We start from the raw sequence: 17,573 nt of genomic DNA, 5'->3' as shown, positions 1-17,573 counted from the left end.
TTATGATGAAATCTCAAGCAGTCTTACATTTTTGGTTTAACGAACTAACCCCTGAACAATGGTTTAATAGCACAGATGTCGATCAATTGATTGCGGAGCGTTTCACCAACCTACACAAACAAGCTGCTGCGGGTGAATTGGTTAGTTGGCGGGAAACTATTCACGGACGCTTAGCAGAAATCATTGTCTTAGACCAATTTTCTCGTAATCTCTTCCGTCATTCATCTCAAGCTTTCGCCACGGATGGTATGGCATTAATCTTAGCTCAAGAAGCATTAGCACATCCGGATATCAATGAACTATCCAATGTTGAACGCAGTTTCTTATATATGCCGTTTATGCACTCAGAATCGTTGATGATTCACAATAAAGCTATGATTTTATTTGACCAACCGGGATTAGAAGAAAATTTTGAATATGAAAAACAACATTATGCGATTATTAAACGATTTGGACGTTATCCACATCGTAATCAAGTACTAGGTCGTCTGTCAACAGAAGAAGAAGTGGCCTTTTTAAAAGAACCAAATTCATCATTTTAGCAACAACCCACATGCAAATTGAGGAACAACAACAATCCGAACGCTAGAAAGATTCTTATTGAAACTTTACAAGAATCTCTCTAGCGCTCGGATTTTTTCTATCGCAATGAACTTTTAAGAAAATAATTGAATCAAACGTTCATCACGAAAATCATCAATCACAAAATCAACAACACCCGTCTCTTCTAATTTTTGATGATTTCCATTGGTTGAAACGGCAATAATCTGTTTGGCTTGCGCATTGGCAGCGCCTTGTAAGCCAATCGGAGAATCTTCAAACACCACCATCTCTTGTGGATTGGCATTGATATTTTTTGCAGCTTGCACGTAATAATCAGGTGCAGGTTTGCTATTTAATGTGCCGTTATCATAGACAACTTTTTCAAAATCAAACCATCGATTCAATTGAAAATAATCAAAATAAAACGCCACATTCACACGTGGTGATGCCGTTGCGATATTCATCGAATACCCTTTTTGCTGTAATAAATCAAAAAATTCTGTCACACCATCAATTAATTGATCATGCTCTTTCTCTAAGACAATCTCTCGGTAAATCGCTTCTTTACGATTTGAAAAAGTTTCGCCCTCTTCTTTCGATAATGGGCGATTTAATAGGCGTTCCATGGTTAAATGATTGGTACGCCCGTGAATTTTAGCGAATTCTGTTTCTGAAAGTTGATAGCCTAACACTTCTTGAATAAATTGTTGCCAAGCTTCTTCATGTAATGCTGTATCGCTGAATAAGGTGCCATTAAAGTCAAAAATAATTGCTTTCATTCCCTCTGCTCACTTTCTTTTTCTTTTATCTTAACGTACTTAATAAACTTTTCCTAGTCTATTTCCACTAAACAACGTTGCTTTAAAGCGTTCATAAAGGCAGAAGGTGCTTCTTGAATCGCTATCTCTGTTCCTAAAAACAAAAACCAGTTCACCATTTCTAGCAATTCTTCGGGATTCTTTTCATCTACAAACGTTCGTAATATCGCTCGCATCTGATACGGATCTGTGTATGCCAAGGTTAATTTAAATGGATGATATTTCTTGAATTGCGCAATTGCTTTAGGCCCTAGCGTCGCAATCAAATTCATCGATTCATGTATCGGTTTTCTTTGATGCCAGCGTTGGTTTCCTGTATAGAGTACAACATCTAGCAATTGTCCCACTGCAACTATTTGTTTAGTAGCAGACGACAATTCAATCCCTTCGATAAACCAATTGCCTTTTTCATGATACAAATGCAGCACATACACATCAAACTGTTTTTCTTTAGAAAGTAATGTGATATGACGATTTAGCAACAACAATTGAATAACTTTTTCTAAAAGAGGATGCGGTAAATCAGCTAAGTCTAATAAATCAGGATTATAAGGGTTTGTTCCTTCAAATAATAATAGTTGATTTAAAAGTACCAAATCATCTTGTTGATTTTCTGACAAGAGGGAAAGTAATTTTTCAGCCAATGATTGCCGACTTTTTAAATAAGGTAATTGCTGATTGCGTGTTGCCATAAATGCGACAAAGAGTGCTTTAACTTCGGCATCTAAAAAATGAATCGGCGGTAAAAAAGAGTTGTGCATGACGGAATATCCTCCATCACGTCCGACTTCTGCTATCAACGGTACGCCCATTGTTTCAATTTCTCGAATGTCACGAATAGCCGTGGATCGAGAAATATTGAATTCTTGCATAATTTCTGTAATGGTAAAATGTGCACGATTATTAATGTAACGAATCATCGTGTGAATTCTTTCTGTTTTTTTCATCGTTCGCTCCTAAACAGTGTCATTTTTTGACACGATTTGACTTTATTATAAATGTATCAAATGAGAAATGACAGCATTTGAAACAATCAAAAGAAAGCAGGGATTACAATGTCAGTTTACACATTAGTAGAAAAAGACGCATTTACAGTTTTAGGTTTTGGAACAGAATTAACCAGTGATTACACTGATTATATGGGAATCGCTCAAGAGAAAGCCGCTTTTTGGGAAAAGATTACGACAGATGGCACGTTGGATAAATTAAAAGTATTAGCCGATAATGAGTTTGTCTTCGCTGTCAACGAAGCCTACGATAATAAAATGATGTATTATGTAGGTGTTTTAACGAACGAAACGTTACCCGATGCGACACGCGTCATCCAATTTCCAAAAGGTACGTATGTCATTGTTAAAGCAGAAGCCGCAACTTCTGAAGAATTAAAAGATACCTTAACAGGTCTTGCTTTTGGACAAGCTTTAGTTGAAGAACAAAACTATGAATACATTGGCGGACCAAATGCTGCCGTTGAAATGGGTACACACGATAATCACGTTTTTGGTGAAATGTGGATTCCTGTAGTTGAAAAATAACAAAAAAAAGAGAAACAGTAGAAGTCAGACTGTTTCTCTTTTTTTATTCCCTTTACAATCTTAACACTTCATTTACATAAATATTACCAAAATCTGCTTTTTGCTTTCTATACTTATACTATAATAATAACAAGTTACTTGAGCTTATTGATGGAGGAAATAGATGAAAAAAAAGAAAAATATTGCCATTATTGATATCGGATCAAATACTGTCCGTTTAGTCATTTACCAATTAAATGAACAGATGGTATTTACTGAACTGCAAAATATCAAATTGCCTGTTCGTCTCTATCAATTTCTAGATGAAGAAAATGAACTAACCAAAACTGGTGTTCATCAATTACTACGAGTAATGAATTTATTCAAAGAGATTGCCCATAGCTATGCGTTAGAAGAAATGATTGCAACTGCCACAGCCGTTATTCGGCAATCAAAAAATGCCCAAGAAATCTTAGAGGTAGTCGAAAAGAAAACAGGTATTACTATTCGTTTATTATCTGAGAAAGAAGAAGCTTATTATGGGCAATACGCTATTGTACGTACCACTGCATTTTCAGAAGCCTATACCATTGATATGGGTGGCGGTAGTACAGAAATCACTTATTTTAAGGATAATGAAATCATATATAGTCATAGCTTTCCTTTTGGCGTTGTGACTTTAAAGCAACTTTTTTTTAATGAGCATTCACCCAATAATGAACATGCACTTGAACAAACAAATAGTTATCTCAAAAAACAATTCGCTTCTTTGCCATGGTTAAAAGATCGCAAGATACCAATTATTGCAATTGGCGGTAGTTCACGAAACATTGCAACAGTCCATGAACGAATGACTGATTTTCCAGTCGTAGGAATTCATCAATATGAAATGAAAAAGAAAGATTTAAAAGACACACTCACTTTGTTCACCTCTCTATCTTTTTCCGAGTTGCAGTCATTAGACGGATTAAGCAAAGAACGTGCTGATATTATCATTCCTGCAAACCTTACTTTTATTGCTTTGATGGAACAAGTGCACGCACCCAAATTTATTTTTTGTAATAAAGGCTTGCGTGAAGGATTGTTAATGGAATCTGTGAATCAAAAATATCCCGCAACATACAGTCCACATCATGTAAAGATGACTAGCATCCAACGATTTGTAGACACTTACCAAATTGATAACTATCGCACTAAAAAAAGAACACAAATTGTCGAATTGTTACTCAATGAAATTAAACAAAAACAATTAATGAATGACGAAATTGAGCAATTAACAGCGTATGTTTCTTATGGTTCACAACTTTATCATATTGGTTCCTATATTGAAGAAGATAATAGCGCCTACCATTCTTTTTATTTGCTAGCTAATAGTAATTTAAATGGCTTTACGCATCGTGAACGAATTTCTTTAGCTTTATTAGCCAGTTACAAAAATAAATCCTTGTTCAAATTATTTGTTAAACCTTTTAAACAATGGTTCACAGAAGAAGAATTAAAGTATATTCGTTTAGCGGGTAGTTTGATTAAATTTTGTGAAGCACTTAATATCACTACGGTCAATGAAATTATCCATTTTTCTCTGAAAGACAAAGAAACATATTTTGTCTTAAAAGTAGAATGGTCCTTTGATCCTGTCGCTGAAGAATATCGTGCCAATCGCCAGAAAAAAAATCTAGAAAATATAATTAATAAAAAAGTGGTTATTGATTTTAAGAAAGCATAGAGTAGGAGTATTAAAAAATGGAAGTATCTGAGTTTACTAATCTCAATTACTATCATAGAGATTTAAGTTGGTTATTATTTAATCGTCGGGTCATTCATGAAGCTAAAGACCCGTCAAATCCTTTATTAGAAAAATTACGTTTCTTAGCCATTGCAAGTAGCAATTTAGATGAGTTTTTTATGGTGCGTGTGCCAAGCATTCAAAGTTTAGCTCGCTTGCAACCTAAAGATAAAGACACTCGCACAGGTTGGACACAAGAAGACGTTTTATTAAAGCTATACGAAATAAATTTAAACAACACACGATTGCAATATCAATATTTCAATCAACTGATTGAAGAATTAACGAAACATCAAAAATTTGTGAAATCGATTAATGAATTATCTGCAGAACAACTTCAAGAAGCAGATAGTTTCTTTTATGAACTATTATTACCAGCAGTTACGCCGATTGGTTTAGATGCGTATCATGCTTTTCCTAAATTAGCAGAGAAAAAAGTTCATATTTTTGTGCAAGTTCATCAAGGTAATCGAGTTGAACGTGCGGTAATACCTTTGCCACCACTCTTTTCACGCTTGCATCAATTGGCTAATGAGCAAACCTATCTCTTTGTTGAACAGTTAATTATCCGTCATTTACCTGAAATTTTTGTCGGCTGGGAAATCGATCATTCCTTTTGTTTTCGAATTACTTATGATAAAGATTTAGAGTTTCGTGAAGACACAGAGGAAAAACTTTTTACTCAAATGGAAGAATACATCATTGAACGTTCTAAAGGACTCCCTTCTCGTTTAGAAATTAGCAGTGAGTGGTCAAAAGAAGTTGAAGAAAGTGTCTTAATTCTAGCAAATCTCCTACAATTAAAAGTTCGTGATTTATATTGGGTACCTGGTCCATTAGACTTAACATTTCTTTTTCCATTTGTAGATAGTTTAGCACCAGATTTTCCCGGTCTAGTATTCCCTCGTTTTATTGGAAATACCCATAAAGAATTAAACGGTGCAGAGCTATTTCAAGCGATTGAAGAAAATGATTTACTTTTCCATCATCCGTACGATTCATTTGATATCGTTTTGAATTTTTTAGAATCTGCAGCAGCAGACCCCAACACCATCGCTATTAAACAAACATTATATCGGATGGCACCTAATTCACGTGTCGTTAACGCATTGAAAAAAGCTGCAGCGAAAGGCAAACAAGTAACGGTGCTTGTAGAATTGAAAGCACGTTTCGATGAAGAAAATAATTTGCATTGGGTTCAAGAATTAGAAGAAGCTGGTTGCTATGTTAGTTATGGCTTACATCAATTAAAAACACACAGTAAGGCTTTATTAATTGTAAAAAAAGATGGTCGTCAAATTAAACAATATGTCCATTTTGGTACAGGAAACTACAATGAAAAAACTTCTTCTATTTATACAGATATTAGTTTATTTACTGCGAAAAAAGAGTATGTAGCAGACATTACTGCGTTCTTTAATTATTTAAGTGGCTATCGACAAGTTCCTAATTATCAACGCATTGCAGTTTCACCAAATGGTATTCAGCAAAAGTTGCTCGAAAAAATAGAACAAACTATTGTTCACTATCAGCAAACGAAGCAAGGAGCAATCTGTTTTAAAATGAACTCTCTTACGGATAAAGTAGTGATTAATAAACTTTATGAAGCTAGTCAATCTGGGGTTCCTATTCATTTAATCGTTCGTGGCGCATGTTGCTTAAAACCAGGTATTCCTAATCTGAGTGAGACAATTGAAGTGAAAAGTATTGTCGGCCGTTTTTTGGAACATAGCCGTATCTATGCTTTTTATACCAATGATAAAGAAGCAGACGTTTGGATTTCCTCAGCAGACATTATGACACGAAACATGTTACATCGAATTGAAATTGCAACACCAATTGAAAAGGGACCTGCCTTGGATCATTTATTAACCATTTTAGATAGTTTCAGAAAAGACCGTAAAAAAGCTTATTATCTGACAGCATCTGGTCATTCTCGTCGTCTAATTGAAAACAATGAATTTTCTGCACAAGAATATTTCATTGCGCATAGTCAACCAAATTCAGAAACAATCATTCCAATGAGCATCAAAGAAAATCCAAATTTGTTATCAAAAATCCGTAAAATATGGCAAAGCCATTAAAAAAAGTTAGACTTACTTCAATAGTAAGCCTAACTTTTTTTATTTGTCTCTGTATTGTTTTAAAACAGTGAATCTCACGAAAATTCTTGTCGTGTTTATTTTTTCGTAGCGATATACGTGATTATCTCTGATGCGTCCGTACCATAGCCAACTTCCCGCTCAATTTCCACAAAACCAACTAAACTTAACAACATTTCAAATTCATTTAAACCATACCAGTACATTGTAAAATGAGAATATTCCGTTTGTGTTACTTGTCCATTCTCGACTAATTCATACTTGCTAAGAGAAACGGTTTTTTGATTAAACCAATCAATCGTTTCATTAAAATTTGTCATAATAATGCCTTTATCTTGATCTAATAGAAAATGAGATTGGCTTATTTTTTCTTCAGTAAATCCAATTGGCATTTCTAAATCAACAATTAGTTTCCCACCATCTTCTAGATGACTGAAAAAATTAAATAAGATATCTTTAATACTGTCTCTAGACAGCAAACAAAAACTCCCTGTCGGCATAATAATCGCTTGATATTTGCGCGGCATCGCTAGCTTTAATAAGTCTTGTTGGTAAATGTTCGCTGTAACCTCATGCTTTGTCAGATTGGTGTGACATTGAACCAGCATTTCATTAGATAGGTCGACACCATCTACATCTAAACCTTTTTTTAATAAAGGAATTAGCATACGCCCTGTTCCTACTCCAGCTTCTAAAATTGGTCCTGACACATTTTTTAATTTTTCAAAATAGTATTCCACATCTCCATCCAAAGATGTCCCAATTGGCTTCGTATGCTCATATAATAAAGTACTTAAACGTCCATATTCTTTAAACATTATTTCCCTCCGATTAGTCAGATAAACTATTAGTTATTATACCAGCTTTCAGACATATTATAAAATTATTATCCAGCCTAAAAAACTCGCTACTAACTAAAACGTGATTGAAAGCTCTTCCTAACTTTCAATCACGTTTTATTTTTATCATTGGTTCACATATACGGTGACTTGTAAACATAAAACTAACCCTAAACAAATACCAATCATCTTACTTTGACTTTTCATCTTAGTTGTATCATTAGCATGTTTACCTAATAAATAAATTGGTAACACGCTAATGAAATTAAATGACAAAATTTCTGCAAATAATAAAAACCATAATGCTTTTTTATGTTGCCATTCATTGATAAAAAAGAGAATTTTTAAAAGCGTTGCTAGAAAAAATAAAAACAAATACAAACCTAAAGATGAATTCATCAATAATTTTTCTGTCCCTACTTGCGTACTATTGAAAGCAAATAATCCTCCAGAAATCGTCAAAATGATTAGCCAAAAAGCCAGCAAAAAAAATGGCAATTTTTTTATAGAGAACCAATTCTTTATCGTTAACATAGATACTCCTTTCAACGAACATATTCAAAATATTTACGAATTAAGGTGTCGATTACTAATTTCAATGAAATAAATGAATAAAATTCATCTTTCATCTGTGATGTTAGAAAAATTGGTGATGCCGAATAAAACAAATTATACATCGCTTTATCTGACAGATAGTTCTGAATAAGATTGGTAATGGAAATAGTTGGTATCTTTCTCAAAGTCAGCATATCAATATTTTCTTTGATTGCATCTGTTTCACCTGATAACGAAACAAAAATAACTAAATCCTTCCGACTAATCAGTGGCATATTCATATCAAATTCTCGTTTAGCCGGAAACGTTAAAATCCGTTTTCCTTTATACATCATTGCTTGTGATAATTCTGATAATGAATTTTTTTGCGAAAATCCTGTTCCATAGCAATAAATCGTTTCTGCTTGATACATCGCATAAATGATATCGGTAAAATCCGTTTGTTGAATCAAACGATTGGTCTGTTCTAAGTCTTGTTTTTGCAGCTGCATTAACGCCTGTTCAGAATAGGATGATACTTGCTGTTTATCCATCGATTGTTCCAAATAGAATTTCATTTCAGAAAATCCTTTAAATTCTAGTTTTTTTGTTAGTCGAATAATCGAGGATTTCGAAGCGTGAACGAGTTGAGACAGCTCTGCAATGCCTAATTTTGTCACTTCTTCCTTATGCTCTAAGATATACGAAAGAATTTCTCTATCTGTCTCACTCAAATTTTGTGAATAGGCGCGTGCACGTGCTTCAATATCCATTTAAAAACATCCTTTTTTTATTCCCATTATACCAAATTCACCCTAAATTACGCGTTAATTATTTTCCTTTCATAATTAGATCTACTTGTGCTTTTACCATTGGAACATCGAGCCCAACAATCACTTGAACAGCATTCCCTTTACGAACAACTCCATGAGCTCCTAGATTTCTAAAGATACCGTCACTAGCTAGTTTCTCCACATCAGCCACACTCACACGTAAACGAGTGGCACAATTTGCGACGGTTTCAATATTTTCTTTGCCACCTAAAGCTTCTACAAACCTTGCTGCTTGATCATAAAATGGACTTTCGTTTGTGTCTCCTTTTTGTTTTTCACGGTATTCTTGTTTACTATAAAATTTTACTTCTTCCTTCTCTTCTTCACGTCCTGGAGTAGCTAAATTGAATTTTAAAATTAGTGCACGGAAAACGAAGAAATATAGCACCGTAAAACAAATACCAATAACAAATTGTAATACATATGTTTGCCAGTGATTTTGTGCCAAAGGAATCCATGTTTTAGCAGCTTGTTCAATTAAGCCCGCTCCTAAATCGCCTACTACACCAAATTGATACATTACAGCTGCCATAGTTGCAGCTAACAACGCATGCACAACAAATAACATCGGTGCGACAAATAAGAACGTAAACTCCAGTGGTTCGGTAATTCCGGCAACAATTGCCGTTAACGTAATTGGAATTAATAATGTTAATACTTTTTTCTTTTTATCAGGATTCGCAGTCATATAAAACGCACCCGCAATCCCTAATGGCGCAAAAATTTTGGAGTTACCTGTTAACGCAAATCCACCTTCTGGATATAATTCAATCATTGGTTTGGTACTTTGTGCAAATTCATGAATATGTTCCATCCAATAACGGGTTAAACCACCTTCAACAACAGCTGGTCCATAAACGAATGGTGCCGCGATGAAATGATGTAAACCAGTGGGAATTAAAATCCGTTCTAGAAAAGTATAAAGCCACACACCAAAAATTCCCGAATTCGCCATTAAATGTTGTAATGAACCAATGCCTGATTGAATTTTTGGCCAAATCAAGCAAGTAGCAAATGCCAAGAGAAACATCACAAAAAATCCTACGATACAAACAAAAGCTGATCCTTGGAAAATACCTAACCAGTCGGGGAGTTTTTTATCAAAATAACGATTGTGAACCCAAACTACTACAGCTGCGACTAAGATAGCCCCTAAGACACCTGTATCTAATGTTTTAATGCCGGCAATCATTTTTAAGCCACTATCGCCACCAACTTCTGCATTAAAGTCAACGCCAAAAAATGGACCAAACAACTGAATAAATGAACTAACAAAATAAGTAAATGTAATATATAAAACAAATGATTCCAACGCAGCACGTCCGGTTGCCTTTTTCGCTAATCCTAATGGCAAACCGATTGCAAATAAGATTTCCATTTGATTAAAAACCGTCCATGCACCATTTTGGAAAATCGTCCAGACATTCGTCCATAACGTTCCTTCATTGGCTAACGAACCAACAAGCATGGGATTAGTGAAGACAATACTTAACGCAACCATAATACCTGAAAATGTAAATAATAAAACGGGCGTGAAGATTGCTCCACCAAATTTTTGAAACTTCTCCATCATAACTTTTTTCCTCCTTGTATCCCTTTTCATTTTTGATTAAAAGATAGAAGGCATCATCAGCTACCTTCTATCCAACTAAGTTAGTTTAATTCTGGCCAAAAGTCTTTGTTTGCTTCGTATAACTCATCCAATAGTTGTTTGGCTGTACGAGCATCCGGTACAATTCTAGAAAGAATTAGTGCTTGCCACAACTTTTGATACGATCCTTCAATCCATGCTTCCACTACTAGTTTTTCAACCGACACTTGTTGTTCCATCAAGCCTTTTTGGAATTGTGGAATCTTCCCTTGTGTCAGTGGTTCCGGACCATTTGCACCTAAAATACAAGGTACTTCAACCATTGCTGTTTCATCAAAGTTTGAAATCGCTCCATTATTTGGAACAATTAATAACATTCGTTCATGTGTATTAAATTTAATTGCTCGTGCTAAATCGACAATATAAGATGCGTGTTCATCAATTTCCAATGTCATTCCATCTGACGTATTCACATGAGCAATTCGATTACATTCTGAAAAAACATGTTTTTCACGACTTGCCATTACTTGATTGGCACGTGTATATTCTGGGTTAGTATGCGCGACTTCATCTTGTGGAAAGAAATAATATTTTAAATATGTGTTGGGCATAGTGGTTGGGTCTAGTTCAAAGACTTCTTTCGCTTTCCCAAATGTTTGTACCCAACTTTCATCACTATGCTGAGAACCTTCCATCTCTTCTTCTAACAAATAGCCATGTTGCTTCACATGTTCACGAATTTTAGGCATCAAATCATTTCCTTGTTTATCCCGAATATCAGTCCACCAACCAAAATGATTTAATCCAAAGTAACGAATCTCCATGTCTTTTCGAGAAGCAAGTCCTGCCGCTTTTGCCATACGGTCTTCAATTCCAATTGGCATATCACAAATATTGATGATTTTTGAATTAGGACGTAAACGTCGCGTTGCTTCAGCGACAATAGCGGCTGGATTGGAATAGTTTAACATCCATGCATCCGGTGAATATTTTTCCATATAGTCAACAATTTCTAACACGCCACCAATTGAACGCATACCATAAGCAATGCCTCCAGGTCCACATGTTTCTTGACCAACGACACCGTATTTCAATGGAATTTTTTCATCTTTTTCACGCATCGCATATAAGCCTACGCGAATATGTGCCATAACAAAATCGACATCTGTAAAAGCTTCTTCTGGATCTGTGGTAGCAACAAATTGAATTTCTGGTGCTTTTTCACGAATAATGACTTCGCAAGCATCCGCAACTTGTTGTTGGCGTTCATACAGATTATCATAAAATTTAATCTGACGAATTGGAAAACGGTCTAGGTTATCCAATAACATTAAAACAATACCTGGGGTAAAGGTACTACCGCCACCGGCAATAACAATTGATGATGATTGATTCATAATAAAAGTCTCCTTTAGCTGTTTGTCTTACACTTAGAGTTATAACAAGCTTTCTCGTACGCTTCAATAGGCGCAAACGCTTTAGAATCCTCGTTTACGATTTTGAATCTATGTGTCAGACTTTGGAAAATTTTCCCGCTTTTTTTCTAAAAAAACACCCTAATTGAAACCGTTTTAAGATAGAATAAAATAACTTCATACTTATAAAAGGAGAGATTATCAATGAAAGCATTAGTATTAACTGGAAAAGAAAAAATGGCAATACAAGAGCAATCTATTCCTGAAATTGCCGCAAATGAAGTGTTAGTAAATGTTAAATTTTGTGGAATTTGTGGAACTGATGTGCATATTTTTAATGGAGAACCCGGTTCAGCAGAAGTTACTCCACCGGTGATTTTAGGGCATGAATTTGCTGGAGAAATTGTTAAAATCGGTGCAGAAGTGACAGAATTAACAGTCGGTGACCATGTAGCCATTGATCCGAATATTTATTGTGGACATTGTGATTATTGCCGACAAGGGCGCGTTCAACTATGTGACCATTTATCTGCATTAGGCGTCACTCGTAATGGTGGCATGGCAGAATATTGTGCGGCTCCAGCGACTGCTTGTTTGAAATTAAATCCTGAAATTCCTTTCGAACATGGCGCTATGGTTGAACCTTTAAGTTGTGTCTTACATGGCTTTGATCAAATTGACCCAATTACTCCTGAAACAAACATCTTAATTATTGGCGGTGGTTTTATTGGCTCGTTATTTTTACAAACTACTCGCTTATATTCCCCAGCAAAAGTCAGTGTTTGCGAATTAAACACTGACAAACATGAACAACTGCGTGCATTAGGTGCAGATGAAGTGTATCGAACAGCCGATGACATTTCAGAAAAGTTTGATTTGGTAGTGGAATGCGTTGGTAAAAAAGTCACGAGTGAAACGGCTATTTCTTTAGCAGGTAAAGGGGCAAACGTTTTATTATTTGGCGTTCCTTCTCCAGATACCGAAATCACGATTCCTGCTTATGATATATTCAGTAAAGAATTAAAGATTACTAGTTCCTTTATCAATCCATTTACCTTATCAAAAGCCGTTCAATTATTGAATCAACAAAAAATCCAACTTACGCCGTTGTTGTCTCACAAAATTACGTTGGAAGAAGTTCCCGATATCTTAGCAAATTACCCTACTTACGGCATCACCAAAGCAATTATTGAACTACCCGCAAATTAATAAAAACCGTCTTTAGAGTATTTTACTCAAAAGACGGTTTGTTTTTATACATAAAATAAATTTTTTGAAGGGTAAATCGGATCACAAGTGAAAGAAATTCCTAAATTACGTAACACTTGTTCATCATCTTTATTAAAGATAACTGTTGAATGAGCTTGCGTATCTTTTAGCTCTGTTAATTTATCATATGCTAATTGTGCAGTTGGATTTGTTACTGCGCTGATGGATAAAGCAATTAAAATCTCTGAAGTATTTAAAGAAGTAATACGGCCAGATAATTCGTTTGCTTTTAGTTTTTGAATTGGTTCTAAAATATTTGGTGATAACAACAAAATTTCATCGCCAATATTGGCTAATTTTTTAATTGCATTTAAAATCGCTGCTGCACTTGCATCCATTAAATCAGAACCACGCCCGGTAATAATTTGACCGTCAGATAACTCCAATGCCATCACTGGCGGGACAAATTCTTGATCCCAATCTTTTGTTTTTAATTCTTCTGCGTAATCTCTGGCAGGTTTCACACATGGACGATCTTCAGGACGTAAATCAATTTCTTCCATAATGATTTGAATACGATTTAACGTATCAATATCAGTGATTCCTTTTTTATAATTTGCAGCAGTTTCGAAATAACGACGGATAATTTCTTGTTTGGATGCTTCTTGTACCACTTCATCATCGATAATTCCAAAACCAACACGGTTCACACCCATATCTGTTGGCGAATGAAATTCTGATTCTTTGCCTGTGATACGTTCAATCGTACGCTTGATGATTGGGAAAGTTTCTAAATCGCGATTATAGTTAATCGCTACTTCACCATAATAATCAAAATGGAACGAATCAATCATATTCACATCTTTTAAATCAACTGTAGCTGCTTCATAAGCAATATTTAATGGATGTTTTAATGGCACATTCCACACTGGGAAAGTTTCAAATTTAGAATAGCCACCTGTATTTCCATGACGACTTTCGTGGTATAGCTGATTCAAACAAGTAGCTAATTTCCCACTACCTGCACCAGGTCCAGTGACTACGACAATTGGTTTCGTTGTTGGAATGTATTCATTTATCCCAAAGCCTTCATCACTAACAATTTTATCAACATTGACTGGATAACCTTCAATTTCACCATGCGTGAAGACTTTAATGCCACGTTGTTTCAATTTATTGATAAAGATTTTTGTAGATGGTTGACCGTTATAACGTGTAATAACCACGCTGTTTACCGCCAATTCATATTCACTTAACTCATCAATCAAACGCATAATATCCATATCGTACGTAATGCCATAATCACCACGAATTTTATTTCGCTCAATGTCACCTGCAAATACGCAAATAATAATTTCTGTTTTATCTTTTAGTTTGTGCAACAACTTGATTTTTGCATCTTGATCAAAACCAGGTAAGACACGTTTTGCATGCATGTCACCGATTAGTTTTCCACCAAATTCTAAATACAATTTATCATAATTGTTCACACGCTCTAAAATATACTTCGATTGTTCTTCAATATACTTCTGTGGATCAAAGCCAATTTTTTTCACTATTCTCTTACCCCTCACCTAAATTAAAAACTTGCACCTACAAAAACTAAAATTCTCTTGTATAATTCAAACAGAAATCAGCGAAATATACAACCGTAAATCACTAAAATTATAAAAGATTTTTGTCATTTTATGTTGTAAGGGAATCCACTAATTAAGTTGATGGAAGAAATAGAAACTATGCCTTTACTTGTTTTTTCTAGAAACCCTTGCTAGAATACAGCGTATTGCTAAAAACAGAAGCAGGTGAAACACATGATAACAAAAAAAGCATTTGGAATGGAAAACACGTGGGTTAATTTAAACACGCAGTCACGAGCTGAATTACGTACACTTTACAAAAATTATGGGATTGATAGTGAAGTGATTGATTACACACTGGATAAAAATGAACGTGCTCATTTAGATTATGATCAAATCACCCAGACTCTCGTTGTTATTTTCAATGTACCTAATAGAGAAAAAAATGATAACCACTATGAAACGTTACCTATGACCTTTATCGTAAAAGACAATCAATTAATCACTGTAACTAACGAAAAAACCCACTATATTTTTCAAGAAATGGAGAAATATCTAGATAAGTTTCCTGACAGCACCTTATTTAGTTTTTTGTTTAGCAGCTTATTTTTAATCACAGATTTATTTTTTCCTTATATTGAAGAAATGGATGAGTCTCGCATTTCTGTCAATCATAAATTAAAAGAAAAAACGAGTAAACAAAATTTATTGTTATTATCTGACCTAGAAATTGGGATTGTTTATTTAGTTGCTGCCTCTAAACAAAATACTGTCTTACTTGAACAAATCCGTTCACACGCGGTATATAAAACGCTCTCTCCAAGCGAAAAAGAACAGCTAGAAGATGTCGTGATTGAAGCAAGACAATTAGTTGAAATGACTCGGTTGTCTGCCCAAATTTTACAACAGCTGTCTGGTACCTATAATAATGTCTTAAACAACACACTGAATGATACCATGCGCATCTTAACTGTCCTTTCGGTATTATTAACGATTCCCACTATTATTACGGGATTTTTTGGTATGAATATGCCATTACCGTTAGAAAATAATACGTCCGGATGGCTTATCACAATTGCTATGAGTACCATTATTTGGTTTATCTTATCATGGATACTTCGTAAATTTATGAAATAACTTCTCGCCATGACAGCTACTGTCGTGGTGCTTTTTTTACTGGACTTATTTACTAATATACGTACTTTTTTTCATTTCACATTTTTTCTTAAATTTCTTAATGCTTTATTATTTCATATGAGCTATACTTCAAGTGAAACCAAAAGAAAGGGAGTAAAAATATGAAAATAATTCAATGGAAAAAAGTGTTAAATCAGGTTTTGTTGGCCGGTCTCTTTGCAAGTTTTATCGCTGTTCCTACCTCTGTTGCTGTAGATGCAGCAACTAGTCCCGTTATCTCTGAAAAAGAATTTAACGGCGACAATGCACGCGCAAATAATCTTGTTTTAGGCAGAAAAATACAGGGGAATTTTTCTGGAAAACAAGATACGGATGTCTATGCTCTTACGCTAAATACAACTAGTGATATTCAACTCATCTTTAATGGCACGGGAAAAACCAATGAACAACTCGCGACTTTTCAATTAAGCAATAGTGCTGGTAACGTGCTAATCAATGCTAAAAAAGTGTCTAATGCCACTTCGCAAATACTGGTCAAACAGACGTTACCTAAAGGAAAATATTATTTTAGCTTTAAAAATACACAAAATTTAACACAAGCCAAAAACTATCACTTTACTGCTTCTGTTTTACCAGCTGTTGCTAGTGTGACGCTTTCGCAAAAGGAAAAAACACTATATGTTAACGAAACAGCGACGTTAAATGCCACAGTAGCACCAAATAACACATTAAATAAAACTGTTACTTGGACAAGCTCAAATACATCGGTCGCAACGGTCGACTCTAAAGGTAAGGTTACTGCTAAAAAAGCTGGTTCAGCAACAATTACTGCTAAAAGTAACAATGCAAAATCAGCTACATCAAAAATTACTGTCAAAAATCGAAGTGTCACGAGTGTTTCTGTCTCGCCTACCTCTAAAACAATTGAAGTTGGTGCAACGACAACTGCCACTGCGTCGATAAAACCTACTAACGCTACCATCAAAACAGTTTCTTGGAAGTCTTCTGATTCAAAAATTGCCACTGTTGATAGCAAAGGAAAGATTACTGGCAAAAAAGCAGGCAAAGCAACTATCACAGCAACCACAACTGATGGTAAAAAAACAGCCAAAGTCACTGTTACAGTTCAAGCCAAAAAAGTAGCTGTTAAAAGTGTTAGTATCAATGCTCCAACCAAAACAATTATGGTCGGTAAAACAACTACAGTTAAAGCAACATTTAATCCAACCAATGCTAGCAATAAAGGTGTAACCTGGAAATCTTCAAATACCAAGGTCGCTACTATTGATGCCAATGGTAAAATTACTGGCAAAAAAGCAGGCAAAACGACCATTACCGTTACAACCAAAGATGGTAAAAAAACATCTTCTGTGACAATTAACGTTAATGCTACCAAGCCAATCGGTAAAACTGTCTATATTGCTCCTAAATCTGGTAAAAAATACCACTATGATGCGCATTGTCGTGGTTTAAAAAATGCGCATTCAATTTCTTCGATGACCGAAAACCAAGCGAAAAGTGCTGGTTACGATTTGTGCGGCTGGGAAGATTAAGCAACTAACCTTTATAAACTAAAAATACCAAAAAACAATCCGAATGATAGAAAGCAGGTTTAATCGCATCTTCTCAAGAATGTGCGCCATGCTTTACCTTATCGTTCGGATTGTTTTTTCTA

General features: G+C 34.9%; 15 protein-coding genes. 7 read left to right on the top strand and 8 right to left on the bottom strand.

Going from position 1 to position 17,573, the window contains the following annotated elements:
* Window positions 1-2 precede the first annotated feature (2 nt).
* Complete coding sequence (locus tag DOK78_RS04350) at window positions 3-542, top strand: DUF924 family protein (protein WP_207942491.1); 540 nt, start codon at window positions 3-5, stop codon at window positions 540-542.
* Window positions 543-656: 114 nt separating this feature from the next.
* Here the strand turns inward: DOK78_RS04350 and DOK78_RS04345 are convergent, their stop codons facing one another.
* The gene (locus DOK78_RS04345) at window positions 657-1,322 is read right to left on the bottom strand and encodes an HAD family hydrolase (RefSeq protein ID WP_207942492.1); all 666 of its coding nucleotides are present in this window, start codon (window positions 1,320-1,322) and stop codon (window positions 657-659) included.
* A 53-nt stretch (window positions 1,323-1,375) separates the two neighbouring features.
* Window positions 1,376-2,308 (bottom strand): helix-turn-helix transcriptional regulator, encoded by a 933-nt coding sequence (locus tag DOK78_RS04340; protein WP_207942493.1) that lies wholly within the window; start codon window positions 2,306-2,308, stop codon window positions 1,376-1,378.
* A 108-nt stretch (window positions 2,309-2,416) separates the two neighbouring features.
* On the opposite strand from DOK78_RS04340, the gene DOK78_RS04335 reads away from it, so the two are divergent.
* The 3 genes from DOK78_RS04335 to ppk1 all read left to right on the top strand — a co-directional run bounded on the left by DOK78_RS04335 (window position 2,417) and on the right by ppk1 (window position 6,745).
* On the top strand, window positions 2,417-2,896 hold the full coding sequence (locus tag DOK78_RS04335) for a GyrI-like domain-containing protein (protein ID WP_207942494.1): 480 nt from the start codon (window positions 2,417-2,419) through the stop codon (window positions 2,894-2,896).
* Between the two features lie 163 nt (window positions 2,897-3,059).
* The gene (locus DOK78_RS04330) at window positions 3,060-4,601 is read left to right on the top strand and encodes a Ppx/GppA family phosphatase (protein ID WP_207942495.1); all 1,542 of its coding nucleotides are present in this window, start codon (window positions 3,060-3,062) and stop codon (window positions 4,599-4,601) included.
* Between the two features lie 17 nt (window positions 4,602-4,618).
* On the top strand, window positions 4,619-6,745 hold the full coding sequence (gene ppk1, locus DOK78_RS04325; protein WP_207942496.1) for a polyphosphate kinase 1: 2,127 nt from the start codon (window positions 4,619-4,621) through the stop codon (window positions 6,743-6,745).
* A 95-nt stretch (window positions 6,746-6,840) separates the two neighbouring features.
* Here the strand turns inward: ppk1 and DOK78_RS04320 are convergent, their stop codons facing one another.
* The 5 genes from DOK78_RS04320 to DOK78_RS04300 form a co-directional block, all read right to left on the bottom strand.
* Window positions 6,841-7,581 (bottom strand): class I SAM-dependent DNA methyltransferase, encoded by a 741-nt coding sequence (locus tag DOK78_RS04320; RefSeq protein WP_207942497.1) that lies wholly within the window; start codon window positions 7,579-7,581, stop codon window positions 6,841-6,843.
* 147 nt (window positions 7,582-7,728) lie between these two features.
* The gene (locus DOK78_RS04315; RefSeq protein WP_207942498.1) at window positions 7,729-8,136 is read right to left on the bottom strand and encodes a hypothetical protein; all 408 of its coding nucleotides are present in this window, start codon (window positions 8,134-8,136) and stop codon (window positions 7,729-7,731) included.
* Between the two features lie 11 nt (window positions 8,137-8,147).
* Window positions 8,148-8,909, bottom strand: a complete 762-nt coding sequence (locus DOK78_RS04310; RefSeq protein WP_207942499.1) for a MurR/RpiR family transcriptional regulator — start codon at window positions 8,907-8,909, stop codon at window positions 8,148-8,150.
* A 58-nt stretch (window positions 8,910-8,967) separates the two neighbouring features.
* Window positions 8,968-10,542: an alpha-glucoside-specific PTS transporter subunit IIBC gene (locus DOK78_RS04305; protein ID WP_207942500.1), complete on the bottom strand. Its 1,575-nt coding sequence runs from the start codon at window positions 10,540-10,542 to the stop codon at window positions 8,968-8,970.
* Between the two features lie 80 nt (window positions 10,543-10,622).
* Complete coding sequence (locus DOK78_RS04300; protein ID WP_207942559.1) at window positions 10,623-11,960, bottom strand: 6-phospho-alpha-glucosidase; 1,338 nt, start codon at window positions 11,958-11,960, stop codon at window positions 10,623-10,625.
* 219 nt (window positions 11,961-12,179) lie between these two features.
* Here DOK78_RS04300 and DOK78_RS04295 point away from each other — a divergent pair, with 219 nt between their 5' ends.
* The gene (locus tag DOK78_RS04295) at window positions 12,180-13,184 is read left to right on the top strand and encodes a zinc-dependent alcohol dehydrogenase family protein (RefSeq protein ID WP_207942501.1); all 1,005 of its coding nucleotides are present in this window, start codon (window positions 12,180-12,182) and stop codon (window positions 13,182-13,184) included.
* Between the two features lie 44 nt (window positions 13,185-13,228).
* Here DOK78_RS04295 and DOK78_RS04290 read toward each other — a convergent pair whose 3' ends face one another.
* The gene (locus tag DOK78_RS04290) at window positions 13,229-14,740 is read right to left on the bottom strand and encodes a DUF1846 domain-containing protein (RefSeq protein WP_207942502.1); all 1,512 of its coding nucleotides are present in this window, start codon (window positions 14,738-14,740) and stop codon (window positions 13,229-13,231) included.
* Window positions 14,741-14,995: 255 nt separating this feature from the next.
* Here DOK78_RS04290 and DOK78_RS04285 point away from each other — a divergent pair, with 255 nt between their 5' ends.
* Together DOK78_RS04285 and DOK78_RS04280 are read left to right on the top strand one after the other, a co-directional pair.
* Entirely contained in the window at window positions 14,996-15,898 is a 903-nt protein-coding gene (locus tag DOK78_RS04285) for a magnesium transporter CorA family protein (RefSeq protein ID WP_207942503.1), read from the top strand.
* 161 nt (window positions 15,899-16,059) lie between these two features.
* Complete coding sequence (locus DOK78_RS04280) at window positions 16,060-17,451, top strand: Ig-like domain-containing protein (RefSeq protein ID WP_207942504.1); 1,392 nt, start codon at window positions 16,060-16,062, stop codon at window positions 17,449-17,451.
* Window positions 17,452-17,573 lie beyond the last annotated feature (122 nt).

Origin of the sequence: Enterococcus sp. DIV2402 (assembly GCF_017426705.2) — a bacterium.
GTDB classification, from domain to species: Bacteria; Bacillota; Bacilli; order Lactobacillales; family Enterococcaceae; genus Enterococcus_F; species Enterococcus_F lowellii.
This window is presented reverse-complemented; position numbering and strand designations above follow the sequence as displayed.

What these genes read in the sequence shown, in the direction of transcription:
- DOK78_RS04350 (WP_207942491.1), top strand. Translation starts at nt 3, where the DNA reads ATGATGAAATCTCAAGCAGTCTTACATTTTTGGTTTAACGAACTAACC.
- DOK78_RS04345 (WP_207942492.1), bottom strand. Translation starts at nt 1,322, where the DNA reads ATGAAAGCAATTATTTTTGACTTTAATGGCACCTTATTCAGCGATACA.
- DOK78_RS04340 (WP_207942493.1), bottom strand. Translation starts at nt 2,308, where the DNA reads ATGAAAAAAACAGAAAGAATTCACACGATGATTCGTTACATTAATAAT.
- DOK78_RS04335 (WP_207942494.1), top strand. Translation starts at nt 2,417, where the DNA reads ATGTCAGTTTACACATTAGTAGAAAAAGACGCATTTACAGTTTTAGGT.
- DOK78_RS04330 (WP_207942495.1), top strand. Translation starts at nt 3,060, where the DNA reads ATGAAAAAAAAGAAAAATATTGCCATTATTGATATCGGATCAAATACT.
- ppk1 (WP_207942496.1), top strand. Translation starts at nt 4,619, where the DNA reads ATGGAAGTATCTGAGTTTACTAATCTCAATTACTATCATAGAGATTTA.
- DOK78_RS04320 (WP_207942497.1), bottom strand. Translation starts at nt 7,581, where the DNA reads ATGTTTAAAGAATATGGACGTTTAAGTACTTTATTATATGAGCATACG.
- DOK78_RS04315 (WP_207942498.1), bottom strand. Translation starts at nt 8,136, where the DNA reads ATGTTAACGATAAAGAATTGGTTCTCTATAAAAAAATTGCCATTTTTT.
- DOK78_RS04310 (WP_207942499.1), bottom strand. Translation starts at nt 8,909, where the DNA reads ATGGATATTGAAGCACGTGCACGCGCCTATTCACAAAATTTGAGTGAG.
- DOK78_RS04305 (WP_207942500.1), bottom strand. Translation starts at nt 10,542, where the DNA reads ATGATGGAGAAGTTTCAAAAATTTGGTGGAGCAATCTTCACGCCCGTT.
- DOK78_RS04295 (WP_207942501.1), top strand. Translation starts at nt 12,180, where the DNA reads ATGAAAGCATTAGTATTAACTGGAAAAGAAAAAATGGCAATACAAGAG.
- DOK78_RS04285 (WP_207942503.1), top strand. Translation starts at nt 14,996, where the DNA reads ATGATAACAAAAAAAGCATTTGGAATGGAAAACACGTGGGTTAATTTA.
- DOK78_RS04280 (WP_207942504.1), top strand. Translation starts at nt 16,060, where the DNA reads ATGAAAATAATTCAATGGAAAAAAGTGTTAAATCAGGTTTTGTTGGCC.